Source organism: Haloarcula quadrata (assembly GCF_003634715.1).
Lineage (GTDB): Archaea > Halobacteriota > Halobacteria > Halobacteriales > Haloarculaceae > Haloarcula > Haloarcula marismortui.
The window spans coordinates 2,098,296-2,117,163 of the sequence record NZ_RBWW01000001.1; the positions used below are offsets into that span (position 1 = coordinate 2,098,296).

An 18,868-nucleotide genomic window follows, 5' to 3' on the forward strand; every position below is an offset into this window, starting at 1 on the left:
TTATGAGACGCAACACGATACTCATCGGTCTGTTGATAACAGCGGTGTTGCTGCCGATGTGGTACGTCGCCTTGCACGGCGAACCACCGTCGGAGGAAATCGCTATCGACGAGAGCGTCAGCGACATCCGGCCGCTCGAGAGCCCAGTAGAGACGCCGAACAAGCTGTCACCGAGCCAGGTCGGTGTCGTTGTCTGGGTCGCCCTGTTCGGTCTCGTGGGCGTGCTGACGGCCGCCCACCAGTTTATGAACAGGGCGGTCCGGCCGCCTGACGAGGCCGAGACGGTCACCGACGGCGGGACCGTCTCGTTACCGTGGCTCAACACGGACCACCGCTGGGTCGTCGAGTACCACGACGCCTCGGACGCCATAGAGGGACTCGTCGCCATGAGCGGGCTGACGGTCCTGTCTATCGTCTTCGCGGCGCTGTTCACCGGCGAGTACCTCACGCTCGCCCGCACCCAGTACTTCGGGCTGTACGCGACTGGGATGTTCCTCTCGCTCGCGCTCTCGACGGTCGCGTACTACGCCTGGTTCATGCCACACGTCGAGGTCGCCGAAATCAGGGGGCACGAATGATAGAGTATCCGAAACCCGATGACGACGAGGAACAGGGCGACGACTGCTCGTGTGACGGGGCCACCGGTACATCTCCAACGCTGTACGGGGACGCCCGTGCGGAACTCCGCCGGCGTGACTTCGCGAAGTTCCTCGCGACCGTCGGCGGCCTGACCGCCGTCACCAGCCTCACAGCGCCGCTTGCCAGCACCACCCAGGTGTTCGAGCGGGGGTACGAGGGGCCGGTGTACTCCGACGGCATCCACCTCGTCGACGGCGAAGGCGAGCGTATCACCGAGGGCCGGCTCTCCGAGGGCGAACACATGACTGTGTTCCCGGAGCCACGACCCGGCATCGAGGACGCGCCCACACTGCTGGTGCGCTACGCCGAGTCCGACTACGGCAGCGACATCTCGGAAGGGTTCACCGTCAGCGGGTACGCTGCCTTCTCGAAAGTGTGTACCCACGCCGGCTGTATGGTGTCGGACCGGGAGGACGACCTCGTCGTCTGCCCCTGTCACTTCGGGAAGTTCAACGTGCTTGAAGGGGCGGCGGTCAGTGGCGGCCCGCCGGGGCGACCGCTCCCACAGCTTCCGATTACGGTGACCAGCGACGGATTCCTCGTCGCCACCGGTGACTTTGAGGGGCCAGTCGGCCCCGGAGGTGGATAATGTCCCGCGCCAAAGCCGTCTACGACTGGTTCGACACGCGCCTCGACCTGGAGAACGGCCAGACGTTCCTCGGCAAGGCGTTCCCGGCCGAGGACTCGTTCCTGCTGGGCGAGGTGGCGCTGTTCTGTTTCCTCCTCCTGATTCTGTCGGGGGTCTTCCTCGGGTTCTTCTTCGAACCCTCAACCTCCGACGTGGAGTACGACGGCAGCGTCCAGAAGTTCCAGGGCGAGGAGATGCCCGAAGCGTTCGTCTCGGTGTTGCACATCACCTACGACGTTCCCTTCGGGATGTTCATCCGCCGGCTCCACCACTGGGCGGCCCACCTCTTTGTCGCCTCGATAGGGTTGCATATGTTACGGGTGTTCTTCACCGGCGCGTACCGCAACCCGCGGGAGCCGAACTGGGTCGTCGGCACCGGCCTGGCGGCTCTCTCGATGGGTGCGGCCTACACCGGCTACGCCCTGCCGTTCGATGAGTTCGCTGCCACAGCCACGAGTATTGGCTACAACCTCACGATATCCATCCCCCTGTTAGGTGATTTCCTCGGCCAAGTGGTGTTCGGGGGTGAGTTCCCCAGCAGCGCCACCATCCCGCGGCTGTACTTCCTGCACGTCCTCGTGATACCGGCGGCCATCGCCGTGGGCCTGGCCGTCCACATGGCCATCCTCATCAGACAGAAACACACCGAGGCCCCGCGGGACGGCAACGTGACGGCCGGTCGCCAGACTGTCGACGAGGACGACGACGACATCATCATCGGCCTGCCCGCGTTCCCGAATCAGGCCGCCGTCTCCGCGGTGGTGTTTTTCGTCACCGCGGCGACGCTGTCGGCGCTTGCGGGCCTGCTGCCGGTCCACAACGTCGCCGAATACGGCCCGAACGACCCCGCATCTACGCCAGCCCTCATCATGCCGGACTGGTTCCTGATGTGGGTGTACGGCTTCCTGAAACTCCTGCCACAGATCAGCTTCAACGTCGGCCCGGCCCACATCAACGGGGAGTTTGTCGGCGGCATCGTCCTCCCGGGACTGGTGTTTGCCGCGGTCGCCGTCTGGCCGTTTATTGACCGGACGGAACCGACCCACTTCACCGCGGACCCGCTGGACCGGGCCTGGCAGACCGGTGTGGGCGTGGCCGCCGTTGCGTTCATCATGATCGCCTCGATTGCGGGGATGAACAACATCCTCGCGGACCAGGTGCTCGGAACGACGACGAACGTGGTCAACCCCATCCTGACGGCGGCGCTGCTCGTCGTCCCACCCGTCTTCGGCGGCATTACGTACCTGCTGTTGCGCGACGGTGAGCCCACGCCGTCACAAGAGGGCGACGTGGCTGCCGACGGCGGCTCCGTCGATGGCGAAACGGATAGCACTGACTCGGAGGGAGACAGATGACTGCGAGCGTTGGACTGACTGAGCGACAGTATCGCCTGCTGGATACGACGAGCAAGCTGGTCGGCCTCGTGCTGGTCGCCGCCGGCCTCGAAGTCGGCGGTAGCACGCTCGCTGGCATCGCCTTAGCCGTGGCCGGCACTGCCTGCGCGACTGCGACAGTGTTCATCACCAATGAGTAGAAACGACCTGACCGACGACGAGGGGGACAGTGCTGGAATCAGTCGCCGCGACTTCGTTCGTGGCCTCGGAGCCGCATCGCTGCTTGGCGCGACGGGGCTGTCCTTCGCCGACGACGGCATGGACGGCCTCGAAGCGGTCGACGACCCCATCGGGTCGTATCCGTATCGGGACTGGGAGGACCTGTACCGCGACGAGTGGGACTGGGACTCCGTCGCCCGCTCGACCCACAGCGTCAACTGCACCGGCTCCTGTTCGTGGAACGTCTACGTCAAGGACGGCCAGGTCTGGCGCGAGGAACAGGCCGGCGATTACCCGACGTTCGACGAGAGTCTCCCGGACCCCAATCCACGGGGCTGCCAGAAGGGGGCGTGTTACACCGACTACGTCAACGCCGACCAGCGCGTGCTCCACCCGCTCCGTCGCACGGGCGAGCGCGGCGACGGCCAGTGGGAGCGGATTAGCTGGGACGAGGCGCTGACCGAAATCGCCGACCACGTCATCGACGAGGTGCAGGCGGGCCGGTACGACGCGATTTCGGGCTTTACCCCCATTCCGGCCATGTCCCCAGTAAGCTTCGCCTCCGGCTCCCGGCTGGTCAATCTGCTCGGCGGTGTCTCCCATAGCTTCTACGACTGGTACTCGGACCTGCCGCCGGGCCAGCCGATTACGTGGGGCACCCAGACGGACAACGCCGAGTCCGCCGACTGGCACAACGCCGATTACATCGTCGCCTGGGGGTCGAACATCAACGTCACGCGCATCCCCGACGCGAAGTACTTCCTCGACGCCGGCTACGAGGGCGCAAAGCGGGTCGGTATCTTCACCGACTACTCCCAGACGGCCATCCACACCGACGAGTGGCTCTCGCCCCACGGCGGCAGCGACACCGCGCTCGCGCTGGGCATGGCCCAGACCATCGTCGACGAGGGACTGCACGACGAGGAACACCTCAAAGAGCAGACCGACATGCCGCTGCTCGTCCGGGAGGACACCGGGAAGTTCCTCCGGGCGAGCGAGGTCGGCCTCGCCGAGGACGCCGACGACCCGGACAAGGTATTCGTCATGGTCGACGCCGACGGCACCCTCCGTCGTGCACCCGGTTCGCTCGGCGAGCGGGACGGCCAGAAGGATTACTCCGCGAGTATCGAACTCGACTTCGACCCGCAACTGTCGGTCGAGCGCAGCGTCGACACCGACGAGGGCAGCGTCGCGGTCCGGTCGGTCTGGGAGAACCTCACTGACGAACTCAGCCAGTATACGCCCGACCTTGTCCACGAAGAGACCGGCGTCGGCGAGAACACCTACCAGCGAGTCGCACGTGAGTTCGCCGAGGCCGACGCCGCGAAAATCATCCACGGCAAGGGCGTCAACGACTGGTACCACAACGACCTGGGTAACCGCGCAATCCAGCTGCTCGTGACGCTGACAGGCAATCTCGGCGACCCCGGAACCGGGCTGGACCACTACGTGGGTCAGGAGAAGATCTGGTCGTTCCACGGCTGGAAGGTGCTCTCGTTCCCGACCGGGAACGTCCGCGGCGTCCCGACGACGCTGTGGACCTACTTCCACGCAGGTATCCTCGACAACACGGATCCGGACACCGCCGAGAAGATACGCGAGTCCATCGACAAGGGATGGATGCCGGTCTATCCCGAGGAACGGGACGACGGGAGCCGACCGGACCCGTCCACGATGTTCGTCTGGCGCGGGAACTACTTCAACCAGGCCAAGGGCAACGTCGCCCTCGAAGAACAGCTCTGGCCGAAACTCGACCTCGTCGTCGACATCAACTTCCGGATGGACTCGACGGCGATGTACTCAGACATCGTGCTACCGGCGGCCAGCCACTACGAGAAACACGACCTCTCGGAGACGGACATGCACACCTACGTGCACCCGTTCACGCCGGCCGTCGAACCGCTCGGCGAGGCCAAGACCGACTGGGAGATATTCCGCCTCCTCGCCGAGAAGATACAGGAGCGCGCCCGGGAACGCGGCGTCGAGCCGGTCGAGGACCGCAAGTTCGACCGGACCATCGACCTGACGACCATCTACGACGACTACGTCCGGGACTGGGAGACCGGCGAAGAACAAGGGCTCGTCGAAGACAAAGCCGCGGCGGAGTTCATCCTCGAACACTCTGAGGAGACCAACCCCGAGGACAGCGACGAGCAGATAACCTTCGACGACATCGACGAGCAACCACAGCGGTTCCTCACGGCCGGCGACCACTGGAGCTCCGATATCAAGGACGGCGAGGCCTACGTCCCGTGGCAGGACTACGTCCACGACAAGAACCCCTGGCCGACCTTCACCGGCCGCCAGCAGTACTATATCGACCACGACTGGTATCTGGAACTCGGTGAAGAGCTGCCGACCCACAAGGAAGGGCCAGAGAACACCGGCGGGGACTATCCGCTGTCGTACAACACGCCCCACGGCCGGTGGTCCATCCACTCGACGTGGCGCGACGACACCAAGATGCTCAGGCTCCAGCGCGGCGAGCCCGTGGTGTATCTGAACCCTGAGGACGCCGAAGAACGCGACATCGAGGACGGTGACACCGTGGAGGTGTACAATGACCTCGGGAGCGTCGAGGTGCAGGCGAAGATCTACCCCTCCAGCGAACCGGGGACCGTCCGGCACTTCTTCTCCTGGGAGAAGTTCCAGTACCCCGACCGGGACAACTTCAACACGCTCGTCCCGATGTACATGAAGCCGACCCAGCTGGTCCAGTACCCGGAAGACACCGGGGAACACCTGCACTTCTTCCCGAACTACTGGGGGCCGACCGGGGTCAACAGCGACGTGCGTGTCGATGTCCGACCGAGCGGAGGTGACACCGAATGAGTACCGACGAACAGGACGACCAAGGCGAAGAGGACACGCTGGTCAACGTCGCTGACGGCGTCGACCACCAGGTCGCGATGGTGATGGACCTGAACAAGTGCATCGGCTGCCAGACGTGTACGATCGCCTGCAAGAACCTCTGGACGGAGGACGGCGGCAGCGAGTATATGCACTGGAACAACGTCGAGACCAAGCCCGGCGAGGGCTACCCGCGGGGCTGGGAGGACTCCGGGGGCGGCTGGGAGTCGAGCGAGCACTCGGACCGCTCGCCCGGCGAGATCCCCGACGAGGAGGACTACGGCCGCGCCTGGGAGTTCAACCACAGCGAGATCATGTACGAGGGCAGCGACGAGCCGCTGCGGCCCCGCGACGGCGCGGAGTGGGGGCCCAACTGGGACGAGGACCAGGGGGCCGGCGAGTACCCCAACAGCTATTATTTCTACCTCCCGCGCATCTGCAACCACTGCACACACCCCTCCTGTGTCGAGGCCTGCCCGCGCTCGGCGCTGTACAAGCGTCAGGAGGATGGCATCGTCCTCGTCGACCAGGACCGCTGCCGGGGCTACCGCTACTGCGTCGAGGGGTGTCCGTACAAGAAGGTGTACTACAACACCGTCTCGAAGAAATCCGAGAAGTGCATCTTCTGTTACCCCCGCATCGAAGGGGAGGGCCCCGACGGGGAGACGTTCGCCCCGGCCTGTGCCGAGGAGTGCCCGCCACAGCTCCGGCTGGTCGGCTTCCTCGACGACGAGGGGGGTCCGATCCACAAGCTCGTCAATGAGTACGAAGTCGCACTACCACTCCATCCAGAGTTCCGCACGCAGCCCAACGTCTACTACATTCCACCCTTTGCGCCCGGCCAGCACACGGAGGACGGCGAGACTGTTGACATCGACCGGATTCCCCGTCAGTACCTCCGGGACCTGTTCGGCGACGGCGTCGACGAGGCGCTGGACACTATCGACGCACACCGGCAGCGCGTCCGACAGGGTGGTGACAGCGAGCTCATGGAACTGCTTCAGGACAAGAACCCGGCCAAACAGTACCGACTGGAGGTCTTTGACGATGAGTAGCGAGCCGCTACGCGGCTCGGAAACGCGAGCGGGCGATGCCCGCGAGCGGTCCCAGTTGGCCGCCCCTGAGCGTGCTCAGGGGGTGGTCAACGATGACTGACTACCGACGCACGCTCACACTCACGGCGGTGCTTTCGGCGCTCATCGTCGTCTCGACGGTGGCCGCGCCGATGGTGAGCGCCCGGCCAGCACACGAAATCCCGGTTTCGGAGGTATCGACGGCCGACCTCGCCGAACCGAACGCCGACGGCTGGGAAGAAGTCCCGGCCTCGGACATACCGCTTGCGAGCGCCCCGAGTAGCGTCCCGAACGCCGACGACACGTCTGTCGAGACAGTTGACGTGCAGGCGGCTCGCACTGATGAGCGACTGTACGTCCGGCTGGAGTGGCACGACGCGACTCGGGACATGAACGCCAACGCCACGCGGGAGTTCGCCGACGCGGTCGCGGTCCAGTTCCCGGCGAACACGAGCTCCCGGCCGCCGATAGCGATGGGCGGGCCGGACAACCAGGTCAACGTCTGGTACTGGAGCGGAGCGACCGGAACCCAGGAACTGCTGGCCGGCGGCGCTGGCTCGACGACAGCGTTCGAGAACCCAACCGTGCAGGCGAACGCGAGTCACAGCGGCACCGGCGGCAACGCCACCTGGACGGTGGTCTACTCGCGCCAGCTTGACGCACCAAGTGAGAACCGGACCGACCTGCGAACTGACGGCGACCTCGACGTGGCCTTCGCCGTCTGGAACGGCTCGAACGGCGAGCGCTCCGGCCAGAAAGCCGTCAGCGAGTGGCACTACTACCCGTTCAGCGGCGGCCCGCAGGGCCCGCCCTACGAGACGCTGCTGTGGACCGTCGCCGGCATCGCTATCGTCGGCGTCGTCGGCGTCACCAGCTTCGGCATCTACCGCACACGGGGGGCCGAGTGATGGCAACGACACCAACTGACCCGATGGACGACATCGACGAGGACGCGGCCGCCCGTGGCGCGGTGTACGCGACGCTCGCCAAGGCGTTCGAGTACCCCGAGGAGTCGTTCCACAGCGCGGCGGCCGACGGGACGCTGGAGGCCGACCTCGGAGCCAGCCTCGACCGGACGGGCCTTGACGTGCCCATCCCGTCGCTGACCACCGACGACGACTACGAGACGCTCGCGGCCCGCTACAACGACATCTTCGAACTCGGCTACAGCGAGTACACGGACCGGACCGACGGCTCGCTCGAAGCGGAGGGACCGCCGGTCCCGCTGTACGAGTCCAAGTACCGGCCGGACCATTCCTGGAACGACGTGAACCTCGACTTATCGCGTGCCTACAGTCACTATGGCCTCGAAATCGACCAGGACCAGCGGGACAACCACGACGCGCTGACCTACGAACTGGAGTTCGCGGGCTACCTGGCCCGGCGGGAAGCCGCCGTCGGCGAGGACGCCGCCCTCGCTCGGCTGGACTTCCACGACCGCCATCTTGGCCACGCGGCCGCAGGCGTCGCAGACAGACTGGCTGACGAACCGGGAACGGAGATCTACGGCGGCTTCGGCGAACTGCTGGAGGCGTTCGTCCGAGCCGACCGCAACGACCTCGCGGCACGGCTGGAGGGCCAGCGATGACGGCGGCGCTACAGCAGCGAGTCAGACCGCTGCTACACGGCGGAAGCCATTCGCTGGCGGACGTCGCAGTCGGCGCTGCGGCCGTCGCGGTCGCTGCTCAGTACCTCGCCGTCCTGTTCGTCAACGCGCCCGGATACGCTGGCCTTCCGGTCTCGCCCGGCCTGGCGACAGGCGTGTCCACGGCCGTCGTCGCCGCCGCGGCTATCGCCGTCGCCGTCACCGACGCCGACCCGCTCACCGGCATCGGGCTGCTGTTCGTCGGCGTGTTCGGCCTGCTGTCGCTGCTCAGTAGCGCAGCCGCGCTCCCGGCGGCCGCCGCAATCGTCCTCGGGACGGCGACCGTCGCCGCCGTCGCGGGCCGGCGGCTGGACCTCGTTTCGGCCGCCGCGGTCGCCCTGCTCGTCGCGGCGCTGAGCGTCGGCCTGGCGAGCGGCGTCGGCGGCTGGACGGACCTCCGTCCGGTTGCCTCGACCGTGGCACTGCTCGGCATCGCGTCGACGCCGACGTTCGCCGCGACGGATTGGCGCTCGCTGTCGACGGCGGACTGGGGCGCAGTAATCGGCGGCCTCGCCGCCTTCGCCGTCGTTCTGAGCGTCGGTCGGGCCGTCCCGTTCGTCACTGGCGCGGTCACGCTCACGGGAACCGGCGTCGTCGGAACGAGTCTGCCGGTCATCGCACTGGCCGCTGCCGGTGCGGTGACGACGGCCAGCGCCGCGAGTCGAACGCGGCGGTGGCCGCTACTCGCCGGCGTCGCACTGGTCGCGTTCGCCGGCGTCCCGGCGTCGCTCCCGCGCGCGCTCCCGTTCGCGCTCGGCATCGCCGCGCTCACCGCACAGGGGGGAACACAATGACGGGGTGTCACGACGACGACGAGTTCGAGAAGCACCTCGAAGAGGACCCGGACCCGCAACTGGACCCCGAGCGCAGCCCGGGCCTGCACACCGATATTGAAGCGCTGGAGGACATCGAGGTGAGCCGTGAAGACGTGACCATCGGCGAGGCCACACCCGAGGAACTGGCCGCCAGCGACACCGAACCCGTCGAGGGCGACGCGGTGGCGTCGCTGCTGTCCGATATCGAACACGGCGAGAAGACCGACCGACGCCGTGCCGCCCTCGAACTGAAGGACCGCGCGACCACCGACGAGATCGTGGCGGCGCTGGCCCGCGCTGCGACGACCGACGACGACAGCGACGTGCGCCAGTTCGCCGTCGAGGCGCTGACCGCCCACGGCGGCGAGCGGGCCGCGGCAGTGGCGGTGGAACTGTTGGGCGACCCCAACCCGTGGGTCCGAGCGGAAGCCGTCGTCACGCTCGATAACGTCGACCGCGAGGCCCACGAGGACGATATCGCGGCCGCAATCGACGACGACCACCACGCGGTCCGGCGCAACGCGGCCATCTCGCTATTCAAACTCCGTGGGGAGGAAATGGCCGACTTGCTGCTGGAGCAGAGCCGCGACGACAGCGAGCGGGTCCGCGAGTGGGCCGCCCACATGCTCGGCGGCGTCGACGAGGACCGCGCCCGCGAGCGACTGCAGGAACTCACCGACGACCCGGCCACCGTGGTCCGCCAGACCGCCGAGCGGTCGCTCAACGTGGACCCCGGACGGTTCCGGCGGCAGTTCGGTGGTGCGCTGGAGAACGACGCGCGACTACTGCCCGGCGAAGACAGACTCAATCGGATGCCCGACCTCTGACGATGACTGACGGAACGCCCACTACACTGACCGACCGCATCGAAGCCGCACTGCGAGACGTGCGCGACCCGAACGCCGACCTCTCCGTGTTCGACGCGGGCTTCGTCGAGAACATCGACGCGGCCGACGGCGACGTGACCATCGAGGCCGACCTGACTGCGCTGGACGGCCAGACGAGCACCCAGGTCGTCCAGGCGATGCTCCACGCGGTCGACGACGTGGACGGTGTCGACAGCGTCCACGTCGAACGGACGACGCCATCGAGCGAGGGGCAGGCCGGTGTCGAGTCCTTCGACCGCGTCGTCGCCGTCGCCAGTGCGAAAGGCGGCGTCGGCAAGTCCACGGTCGCCACGCACCTGGCCTGTGCGCTGGCCGCCGACAACGAGGTGGCGCTGTTCGACGCCGACATCCACGGGCCGAACGTGCCCGAACTGCTGGAGGTGAGCGGCCCAGTCCACTCCAGCGAGGAGGGCGACCCGCTCCCCGTCCGGGCGGGCGACATGGACGTGATGAGCGTCGGCCTGATGGAAAGCGGCGCGCCGCTGGCCTGGCGCGGCGCGATGGCCCACGACGCCCTCGACGATCTCTTCGAGAACACCGCCTGGCGCAATGACGAGGTACTGGTGCTGGACCTGCCGCCGGGGACGGGCGACGTGGTGCTGACGACGTTGCAGGAGGTCCCCGTCGATGGTGTGGTCGTCGTCACGACGCCGTTTCACGCGAGCGTCAGCGACACCAGCCGAACCGTCGAACTGTTCCGGGACAACGACGTGCCGGTGCTGGGAACCGTCGTCAACATGGCCGAATACGTCTGTGACTGCTGTGGCGAGCCGAACGACCTGTTCACCGGCGACGAGCTGGGAGACCTCGATGCCGAGGTGCTGGCCGAACTCCCGTTCTCGCACGACCTGCAGGGGACGCCAGCACCCGGCAGCGTGCCCGACGCTGTCGGCAGTTTGGGGGACGCCGTCGAGTCCGCCCTCGACACCGCCGGCGTGGTGTCAGTCGACCCCACGGTTGATATCCGGGACCTGTCGCCACAGGAACGCAAAGACCGGGTTCGGGAACAGTTCACCGCGCTGGACAGCGGCGAGCCGTTCGTCCTCGTCAGCGACCGCGACCCGACCCCCGTCGGGCAGTTCCTGGGCCGGCTTGCGGAGGCGCCACGTGAGGCCTTCGACCCGTTCGAAGTCCGTCGGGAAACGCCCGAGGCTTGGGTGCTGGAGACAGCCAAGCCGTAGGTATAGTCGCTGGCAGTAAGCAGTGACAAATAGTATCACGCCGCCAGCGCAGGTCTAAAGGCATAATTGTCCGCACCCATAGTAATACGGTAATGACCGCTATACTCGTGGCGGCGGGCCGACTCGCTCGCGGTCGCATACGTGTCAGGTCCCGGTGGGCCGGAGGGGAAACGTGACCGACGCGTTTGCGGTGATGAACGCTATCGGACTGGTCGGGTTCGCATTCGTCGGCGCGGCGAAAGCCATCGAAGAGCGCTACGACGTGTTCGGCGTCACGGTCGTCGGCGTGATGACGGCACTGGGTGGCGGGACGACGCGGGACCTGCTGTTGAACAGGGTTCCGAACTCCCTGCAGTCACCCGGCGAAGTCGCCCTGTCGCTGCTTGGTGTCACCGCCGCTGTGCTGTTCGTGCATTTCCTCGATGACGGGCACCAGCATCCGGTCGTCCTGACGGCCGACGCTATCGGGTTGGCGGCGTTCACTACCACCGGAGCGTTGCTTGGTCAGCAGGCCGGCCTCCCGGTGTTTGCCGTCGTCGCGCTGGCGACGGTCAACGCGGCCGGCGGCGGCGCGATATCGGACCTGCTGTTGGGCCGAACGCCCTTTATCCTCCGTGAGGATTTCTATGCGTCCTGTGCTGTTATCGGCGGCCTCGCCTTCTGGGCGCTGGCACAGATTGGCGTGAGCGTCAGCGTAGCATCGGCCGGGTGCGCACTCGCAGTGCTGCTGGCCCGAGGACTGGGCATCGGCCGCGGGTGGTCGCTGCCGACGGTACAGGCGTGGGAGCGACGCGACGCGCAGTAGGACGGCGTTATTTCTCGTTCGGCCACCATCTGAGCGTGAGCGCGACCGACTGGTCCAGACTGAACACGTCCGACGAACGGTCGACAGTCGCGGTTTCCGGGCAGTCGATGTCGGTACGCTCGTCGGCGATTTCGACGGTGATTGTCCCCTGTCCTTGCTGAAAACGGTCGGCAAGTGTCTCAAGTTCGGCCAGCAGCGCCTCACGGGACATCGTCGTTGTCCGGATGGTGTTTTGCTGGGAATGTTCGCCAACGACAGGGTCGATATCCACGTCCGCAGAGCGGTTCGAAAGGACGGCGTTGATGGCCGCCCCGAGCAGTATCACCAGCCCGATGATGTACAGCCAGCTCAACAGGACGAGGATGCTGGCGATGATGTTCCCGCCCGTCGAATCGGATTTGAACGCCGTGAAGAGAACCTGCGCGACGGTAAGTCCGATTGCGGCAAACGCGACGCCGGGAACAACTTCAAGCGGTGAAACGTCCGTGTCCGGGAAAATGTAGTACATTGGATAGAAGACAACGAACAATCCGGCGGCCCGGACCAGCCCGCTGGCGACTGTCCACAGCGGGCCACTTCCGGTCTCGGGCAGGACGCTGCCGAGCGCGCTGGCGCTGAGTATCGCCACTGCGACGGTCACGAGCAGTACCAGCCCGTCGCCGAACTGGTCGAGGAAGGTGTTCGACGCGCCCGTCTCGTAGATGTCGGAGAAGGCCGTGTCAAGCCCCCGGAAGATTCGCAGCGAGCCCCAGAGAAGAAAGCCCACGCCCAGCGCCGACACGGACGCGTCGGCCTCGGTCAGTCCCTGCTGGATGATGCCGCTTGCCTGTGTGGTCAGAACAGCCTCCATGATGCCGACGATGGAGGCCCGTAGCGTGACGTTCTCCGTTCGCTGGACGAAGGTCAACACCAGCAATAACAGCGGAAGAATCGACAGGAACGCGTGGTAGGCTATCGAGCCAGCCATGAACGTGAGCCGTTCCGCCCTGATTTCGTGAACGAGAGCGCGCAGAACCTCCTCCGTACGGGCGCGACTGAAACGCATACGCGGAATTCGACGCCGAGAAGCAAATAGACGCCGCCGTAGCGGACGCTCCCCGACGCCGCCGGCGAGGCGGGCGTCGGTCCAACCGCCGATAGGTGCGGTTTGTCACCCCAGAACCGGTCTGTCACGACCCCAAGTGAGAATAGCAGTTCTGTGGGGTGACCACCCGTAGAGAACGCGTCTATTCGCCGCTACAAATCCGGGGAGCGCCCCGAAGCGTCACTACTGATGTATGACCTCTCGGGTCGTCGTTGCCAGCGACGCGTAGAACGGTTCCCGTGTTTCTGTCTCGACTTGCCTGAGGAACTCGTCAGTCCAAGCAGCGAGGTGCTCCTCGAAGAACTGGTCAAGCTGGTCGTCGAAGCCCGCTTCTGCCAGATAGGCAGCGAACTCCAGTTCCGTGGCGATATGGTCCGGGAGGTCCGAATAGGCAGCCGCGGGCTGGACGCCGAACTCTCTGTACCAGCGCACGACAGCCATCGTGGCTGGTCCCTTGACCGGGCCGAGTGCATCCGGGTCCTCACCGTCACGATAGACGCTCTCGTAGGGCGGACATGGCGGTCCCGCTGGACCGATGAACAGTCGGGTGTACTCGGTCCGGAGACGATGGCGGTCGACCGAGCCGATGTCACCGACCACCGGAACCAGATCACCGGCCTCAATGGCTTCGGTCAGTTGCTCGGTCGGTTCTCGCCAACATTCGGCGAGGACAGCGTAGGTCGCCGCGGCGTCCGACCGAAACCCATCGCTCCCGATGTCGTGCTCAGGAGATCGCTCACGTGTGGTGGAGGTGTCAGTCTGTCCAGTCATTGTCGTTCCTGTGTGCCGCCATCAGTTGCATACTGTCCGTCGACTCGCTGAATCGGGACGTACTTGATGCCGAGCGTGACGATGAGCGCGCCGAAGGCGACAATACCGAGGGTGACAACCACCTCGACCAGCGTCGGGGTGTAGGCTCCGGCAGTCGCCCAGATGCCGGTCGTGATGCCGGCATACTCGCCACCGAGCGAGATGCCCGGTGGGAGGTTGATGTTAGCGACCTCGTATCCCGTGAACACCAGACGGATGCCTTCGAACATTGTGCCAAAGACCGCGAGAAGGCTCGCGGTGAAGATGACCGACACGCGCTTTCGCAGCGATGGAATCATCAGCATGACAAGTGGGACTGCCCCGCCGACGACGGTCCAGAGCCAGAAGTAGACGGACTCGCCGATGAGGAAGGTGCTGGTGATGGCCCAGAACCCGAAGTGGTCCGCCCAGGCGTGGGGCAATCGTTCGGCCGCAAGCAGGTACACCACGTGAAGCGCGAGGAAGATACCGAGTAGCTTGCCGAGGCTCGTGAGTTCCTCGCGGTTGACTTCGTAGTTCGTGAGCCGGTCTGCGAGGATCGACACGACCAGCAACAGCCCGAGCCCGGAGACGAGTGCCTTGGCGATGAACACCGGTGCGACAAGGGGGCTGAACCAGTCGCCACGTCCGATCTGCGTCGCGAAAATCCACCCGGTCACCGAGTGAAGGGCGACTGCAGTCGGGAGTGCGAGTGCCGCGGTCCAGAACATGAGCGTGCGGTCACGCTCGCGTCCGGGGCCGGTGTCATCGACACCCAGTGCAAGTGGCGACCCCCGCGCAGCAAGGTCACGCCGAGTCAGGAGCCACAGATACCAGAGGTTTAGCACGCCGTAGAGAATGACAATCCCGAAGTCCCACACCATCGGTGAGCGGAAGTCCGGCGAGGTGAAAAACTGGTAGAGCCGCTCGGGCCGCCCGATGTCCGGGAGGATGAGCAGGCCCGCGACCGTGATACACGCGAGACTGACCAGCACGCCAAGCCGCGCGAACCCTTCGTAGCGGTGTGAGTGGAAGAACTTCGGTGCGCTCGAAATGATGAGCCCGCCGGCGGACAGCCCGACGAACAGGACGAACATCATGATATACAGGCCCCACGAGAAGACGTTGCGCATCCCCGTGGCCACAAGGCCCGTGGTGAGTTGGTAGCCCCAGGCTGCCAGTCCAGCGACCATGAGGCTCGCGAGCAGGCCGAGCCACAGCTTTCCTTTCGTTCCGAAGGCCGGAATCGCGATTCGGGATGAGTCAGCGGCCATCAATCATCACCTCCGGACCCCACTGCTGGGACGTGTGGAGCTGCATCACTCTCGATGGAGTGGTGGCTTCCACCCGAGCCACTGCTGTCGCTTTCATTGGCCTCAGCTGGCACGTCCTCTGACCCATCGGACCACGGAGAGACATCGTCGAGTTCGCTCTCCATTTTATCCGACGTCTGTGGCCGACCGGGGCTCATCTCGCCGCTGATGTAGTGTGTCTTCGGGTTCGTCCCGCGGTCTTCGAGGAGCTGGTCTGTCTCGTATTCGTTGATGTATTTCGAGACGGTGCTTCCCTCGTCGTCAAGGTCACCGAAGATGCGTGCGTCGGCAGGACAGTTGACGACACAGGCCGGGTCGAGTCCCTCGTCGACGCGATGGCTACAGAACGTACACTTCTCGACGACGCCCTGTGGCCGGGCGGCAACGTCGCCCGTTCCCGCCTCGGGCATGTGTTCGGGTTCGTCCCAGTTGAACACCCGCGCGTTGTACGGGCAGGCGGCCATACAGTAGCGACAGCCGATGCATTTGTCGTAGTCGATTTCGACGATTCCGTCGTCCCGGGTGTACGTTGCGTTGACCGGACAGACCTTCACGCAGGGCGCGTTTTCGCAGTGCTGGCACGCCGTCGGCTGGTACTGCATATGTAGCGCCCCGCTGCCGCCGTCTTCGGGGTAGCCACCGGACGGGGTGTCCATCTTGTCGCCGCCCTCCGTGAGGACGCGGTTCCAGAACTGTCCCATCGGGACGTTGTTCTCCTGTTTACATGACACTGCGCATGCCTGACAGCCGATACACCGCTCCTGGTCGATTACGAGGCCATAGTTCGTCATCGTTAGTCACCTCCCACACGTGATGTTTCAGCGACAGTTCCACGCGGGTTGTCCGTTTCGTATTTCTCCGTGTCAAGGTCGTCAGGAGCCGGCTCGACGGCGACGCGGACATCGTAGAACGACATTGTCTGGCCGACTTCGCTGACCTCGTTGTGCGTGAGGTCGTTGTGGTGACCCTTGAGGTAGTCACGCGACCACCATCCCTGGTCAGTGTTTACCAGCCCCGGCTGGAATGCCTCGTTGTATTTTGCCTTCACAATCATCTCGCCGCGGTCGTTGTACACGCGGACGTACTCGCCGTCCTCGATACCACGAGCTTTCGCATCCGATGGATGGATGTCCAGCTGCGGCTCGGGGTTGACCTCGCGCACCCAGTTCACCATCTCGTACTGTGAGTGGATGCGGAACCGACTGTGCTTCTGCATGAACATCAGCGGGTACTCGTCGGCCTTTTCGTAGTCGTCGGCTGTCCGGTCTTCGAGCGGCCGTGGGACGTCGAACGTCACGCCCTCCTCGCTCGGGGCGTCATCGTCGTACATTTTGATGCGCCCCGTGTCGGTGGGGAACTCGTCGGTGTACTTGACGATGGGAACGTCCTGCTTCTTTTGAGTCCCCTGCTCGAACAGCGTCTCGAAATCGATGGCGTCGTCCCGGCTGGCGAGTTCCCGAAGCATCTCGCGTTTCGTCTCCGGGAAGTAGTCGCCGAAGCCGAGTCGTTCCGCGAGCCCGCGAACCGCGTAGTAGTCGTCTCTGGCCTCCCACATCGGTTCTTGCACCTTGTGTCGGTACCCGAGGTGTGGATGGGACCCCCAGCCAGAAGTGATGTCCTCCTGTTCGAACCAGTGTGGGGCCGGGAGGATGATGTCCGCGTGCTGGACCGTATCCGTGTGGTGCATATCCGCGACCACGTACATTTCAAGGCTCCTGATGGCCTTTCTGAACCGCTGGCGGTCCGGGAACTGGTTCCCCATCATGTTCGACTCGATAGAGTAGACAGCCCTGACCTTGTGCGGGTCACCGTCGATCATCGCGTCCGGGTATTCGGGGAAGAACAGCGACGGTCCGGGGTCGGCGTCCTCCGGAGTGCCCCAGCCACCGGTACTGAGCGACGCACCGCCGGCATGGTGCGCGTGGATGTTTCCGTGCCGACCGTAGTCACCGGTCAGCCCCATCAGCATCGCATAGGTCTGGCCGAAGACGTGCCCGTGTTTGTACCGCCCGATCGCGTAACTCGGGGCGATGCCACCGGGGCCACGAGTCGCCAGCCATCGGACTGCAGTGCGGATGTTCTCCGCGTCGACGCCGGTCTTCTCCGCGACTTTCGATGGGGTGTAGTCAGCGACGTGGTCCCGGAGTCTGGTCAGCGCTGTCTCACATTCGATGCCGTCGACAGTGAACTCCCCAAAGAGGGCATACGGGCCGTCGGTCTCAGGTTCGAGTTCGACCGGCGTGTTGCTCCCCTGCTCGACGGCGACAACCTGGTCATCGCTGCCGTCGTCGAAGACGGTGCTCGATTTGAGCAGGTCACCAGTGTCTTTCCGGACCAGCGCCGGACCGGTCGTCCGCTTCCGAAGGAACTGTTCGTCGTACGTCTCGTCTTCGAAGACGGTGTGCATCATCGCAAGGGCGAGATGCACGTCTTTCCCGGGCTTGACCGGGAGCCACAGGTCGGCTTTCGACGCTGTCGTCGTATATACCGGGTCCACCACGACAAGCTTCGCGCCGCTCTCGACGGCATCGAGAACCTTTGAGGCGTCCATCTGGAACTGACTGGAGAAGATGTCCGACCCCCAGACGATGATGGTGTTCGCGTTCTCCCAGTCCTCGGCCTCGTTCGTTGGTGGCAGGAAGAAGCCGGTCCCAGTGACCCGGTTGAATCCGCGACCGACGTTGGCGTCGATTCCCCATGCAGACTGGGTTGAGCCGAATAGAGAGGCCAGGCGGCTGAACGCCTTGCCGGTCTGGCCGTAGTTCCCCGACCCCTCATGGAAGAGGACGCTCTCTGCGCCGTGGTCTGTTTTCAACGACTGCATCTTGTCGGCGACGAGGTCGAGCGCCTCGTCCCACGAGACGCGCTCGAACTCGGCATCCGGACCGCGTCCGTCGGGATTGGGCTCGTCGGGCGACCAGTCGGTGCGCTTCATCGGGTATTTCAGTCTCGTCGGGTCGTACACGCGCTGGGTGTGTGAGAGCCCGAGCACACAGGCCCGCTTGTACTGCTCATCTTCCGGCGGGTGTGGCTCGACCTTTCTCACCTGTCCGTCACGGACGTGGACATCGATGGGACACTTCCCGCGACAGTTCGGCGAACAGACGGTCTGGATGACGTCATTTTGCCCGACGTAGTTCTCGATACCCGTGTTGTGCTTTGACGCCGCCGTTTGGTCCCCGCGTTCGGCCAGTCCCTGAAGGAACTCACCGCCGCCGAGACCAAGGGCAGCAGCCGCTCCCCCGGCTTTCAGTACATCACGCCGATACAGCCCATCGTTGTCAGTCATCGTCGAATCCCTCAGGTTTGGTCGGTCGCTCGTCTGCACCGAACTCCGCCAGCACCGCCTCGTGGTACTTTTCGTGGAATTCGGCGTCGCTCAGCTCCCCATTTGAGACGCGGATCGCGTCACGAGCCATCCGTAGCCCCAGATCAGTATCGTACTCGACGCCGTCGAGCATCGCTGTTGCTTCATCTTCCCACTCCTCAATCGGCGTCAATCTCGGTTGCTGTGGGTTATTCATGGCTCTAGTTGTCGATTTCTCTCGGAACTCGGTAGGAAACGCGCTGTATTATGAAGGGGTTTAAATACAGGTGAGAACCGCG

At 64.9% G+C, this 18,868-nt stretch carries 18 protein-coding genes; 12 read left to right on the plus strand and 6 right to left on the minus strand.

The features are described 5' to 3' along the window. Positions 1-2 precede the first annotated feature (2 nt). The 12 genes from BDK61_RS10695 (at position 3) to BDK61_RS10750 (ending at position 12,076) form a co-directional block, all read left to right on the plus strand. Positions 3-578 (plus strand): hypothetical protein, encoded by a 576-nt coding sequence (locus BDK61_RS10695; protein WP_121303217.1) that lies wholly within the window; start codon positions 3-5, stop codon positions 576-578. Beyond that, a complete protein-coding gene (locus tag BDK61_RS10700; RefSeq protein WP_121303218.1) occupies positions 575-1,228 on the plus strand; it encodes a QcrA and Rieske domain-containing protein in 654 nt (217 codons plus the stop codon). Before BDK61_RS10695 ends, BDK61_RS10700 begins: the two co-directional genes overlap by 4 nt. Then, positions 1,228-2,622, plus strand: a complete 1,395-nt coding sequence (locus tag BDK61_RS10705; protein ID WP_121303219.1) for a cytochrome b — start codon at positions 1,228-1,230, stop codon at positions 2,620-2,622. The genes BDK61_RS10700 and BDK61_RS10705 overlap by 1 nt, the downstream gene beginning before the upstream one ends. Beyond that, entirely contained in the window at positions 2,619-2,801 is a 183-nt protein-coding gene (locus BDK61_RS10710; RefSeq protein WP_121303220.1) for a hypothetical protein, read from the plus strand. Before BDK61_RS10705 ends, BDK61_RS10710 begins: the two co-directional genes overlap by 4 nt. Beyond that, a complete protein-coding gene (locus BDK61_RS10715) occupies positions 2,794-5,652 on the plus strand; it encodes a nitrate reductase subunit alpha (RefSeq protein ID WP_121303221.1) in 2,859 nt (952 codons plus the stop codon). The genes BDK61_RS10710 and BDK61_RS10715 overlap by 8 nt, the downstream gene beginning before the upstream one ends. Further along, positions 5,649-6,725 (plus strand): nitrate reductase subunit beta, encoded by a 1,077-nt coding sequence (gene narH / locus BDK61_RS10720; RefSeq protein ID WP_121303222.1) that lies wholly within the window; start codon positions 5,649-5,651, stop codon positions 6,723-6,725. The genes BDK61_RS10715 and narH overlap by 4 nt, the downstream gene beginning before the upstream one ends. A 92-nt stretch (positions 6,726-6,817) precedes the next feature. After that, complete coding sequence (locus tag BDK61_RS10725) at positions 6,818-7,651, plus strand: ethylbenzene dehydrogenase-related protein (RefSeq protein ID WP_121303223.1); 834 nt, start codon at positions 6,818-6,820, stop codon at positions 7,649-7,651. Next, complete coding sequence (locus BDK61_RS10730; RefSeq protein WP_121303224.1) at positions 7,651-8,331, plus strand: molecular chaperone TorD family protein; 681 nt, start codon at positions 7,651-7,653, stop codon at positions 8,329-8,331. The genes BDK61_RS10725 and BDK61_RS10730 overlap by 1 nt, the downstream gene beginning before the upstream one ends. Next, positions 8,328-9,182 (plus strand): phosphate ABC transporter permease, encoded by an 855-nt coding sequence (locus tag BDK61_RS10735; RefSeq protein ID WP_121303225.1) that lies wholly within the window; start codon positions 8,328-8,330, stop codon positions 9,180-9,182. The genes BDK61_RS10730 and BDK61_RS10735 overlap by 4 nt, the downstream gene beginning before the upstream one ends. Next, entirely contained in the window at positions 9,179-10,030 is an 852-nt protein-coding gene (locus BDK61_RS10740; protein WP_121303226.1) for a HEAT repeat domain-containing protein, read from the plus strand. Before BDK61_RS10735 ends, BDK61_RS10740 begins: the two co-directional genes overlap by 4 nt. Positions 10,031-10,032: 2 nt before the next feature. Continuing rightward, a complete protein-coding gene (locus BDK61_RS10745) occupies positions 10,033-11,271 on the plus strand; it encodes a P-loop NTPase (protein WP_121303227.1) in 1,239 nt (412 codons plus the stop codon). Positions 11,272-11,443: 172 nt separating this feature from the next. Then, complete coding sequence (locus BDK61_RS10750; protein WP_319946521.1) at positions 11,444-12,076, plus strand: trimeric intracellular cation channel family protein; 633 nt, start codon at positions 11,444-11,446, stop codon at positions 12,074-12,076. 7 nt (positions 12,077-12,083) lie between these two features. Here BDK61_RS10750 and BDK61_RS10755 read toward each other — a convergent pair whose 3' ends face one another. From BDK61_RS10755 to BDK61_RS10780, 6 genes are all read right to left on the minus strand, one after another. After that, positions 12,084-13,121 carry a YhjD/YihY/BrkB family envelope integrity protein gene (locus BDK61_RS10755; protein WP_121303228.1) on the minus strand — a complete coding sequence of 346 codons (1,038 nt, stop codon included), beginning with the start codon at positions 13,119-13,121 and terminating at the stop codon, positions 12,084-12,086. 222 nt (positions 13,122-13,343) lie between these two features. Then, positions 13,344-13,931 carry a TorD/DmsD family molecular chaperone gene (locus BDK61_RS10760; protein WP_121303229.1) on the minus strand — a complete coding sequence of 196 codons (588 nt, stop codon included), beginning with the start codon at positions 13,929-13,931 and terminating at the stop codon, positions 13,344-13,346. Continuing rightward, the gene (nrfD, locus tag BDK61_RS10765) at positions 13,928-15,223 is read right to left on the minus strand and encodes an NrfD/PsrC family molybdoenzyme membrane anchor subunit (protein ID WP_121303230.1); all 1,296 of its coding nucleotides are present in this window, start codon (positions 15,221-15,223) and stop codon (positions 13,928-13,930) included. The genes BDK61_RS10760 and nrfD overlap by 4 nt, the downstream gene beginning before the upstream one ends. Further along, the gene (gene dsrO / locus BDK61_RS10770) at positions 15,223-16,053 is read right to left on the minus strand and encodes a sulfate reduction electron transfer complex DsrMKJOP subunit DsrO (protein ID WP_121303231.1); all 831 of its coding nucleotides are present in this window, start codon (positions 16,051-16,053) and stop codon (positions 15,223-15,225) included. The genes nrfD and dsrO overlap by 1 nt, the downstream gene beginning before the upstream one ends. Before the next feature lie 2 nt (positions 16,054-16,055). After that, entirely contained in the window at positions 16,056-18,551 is a 2,496-nt protein-coding gene (locus tag BDK61_RS10775; protein ID WP_121303232.1) for a molybdopterin-dependent oxidoreductase, read from the minus strand. Beyond that, complete coding sequence (locus tag BDK61_RS10780) at positions 18,544-18,786, minus strand: 4Fe-4S ferredoxin N-terminal domain-containing protein (RefSeq protein ID WP_007190086.1); 243 nt, start codon at positions 18,784-18,786, stop codon at positions 18,544-18,546. Before BDK61_RS10780 ends, BDK61_RS10775 begins: the two co-directional genes overlap by 8 nt. Between the last annotated feature and the right edge of the window lie 82 nt (positions 18,787-18,868).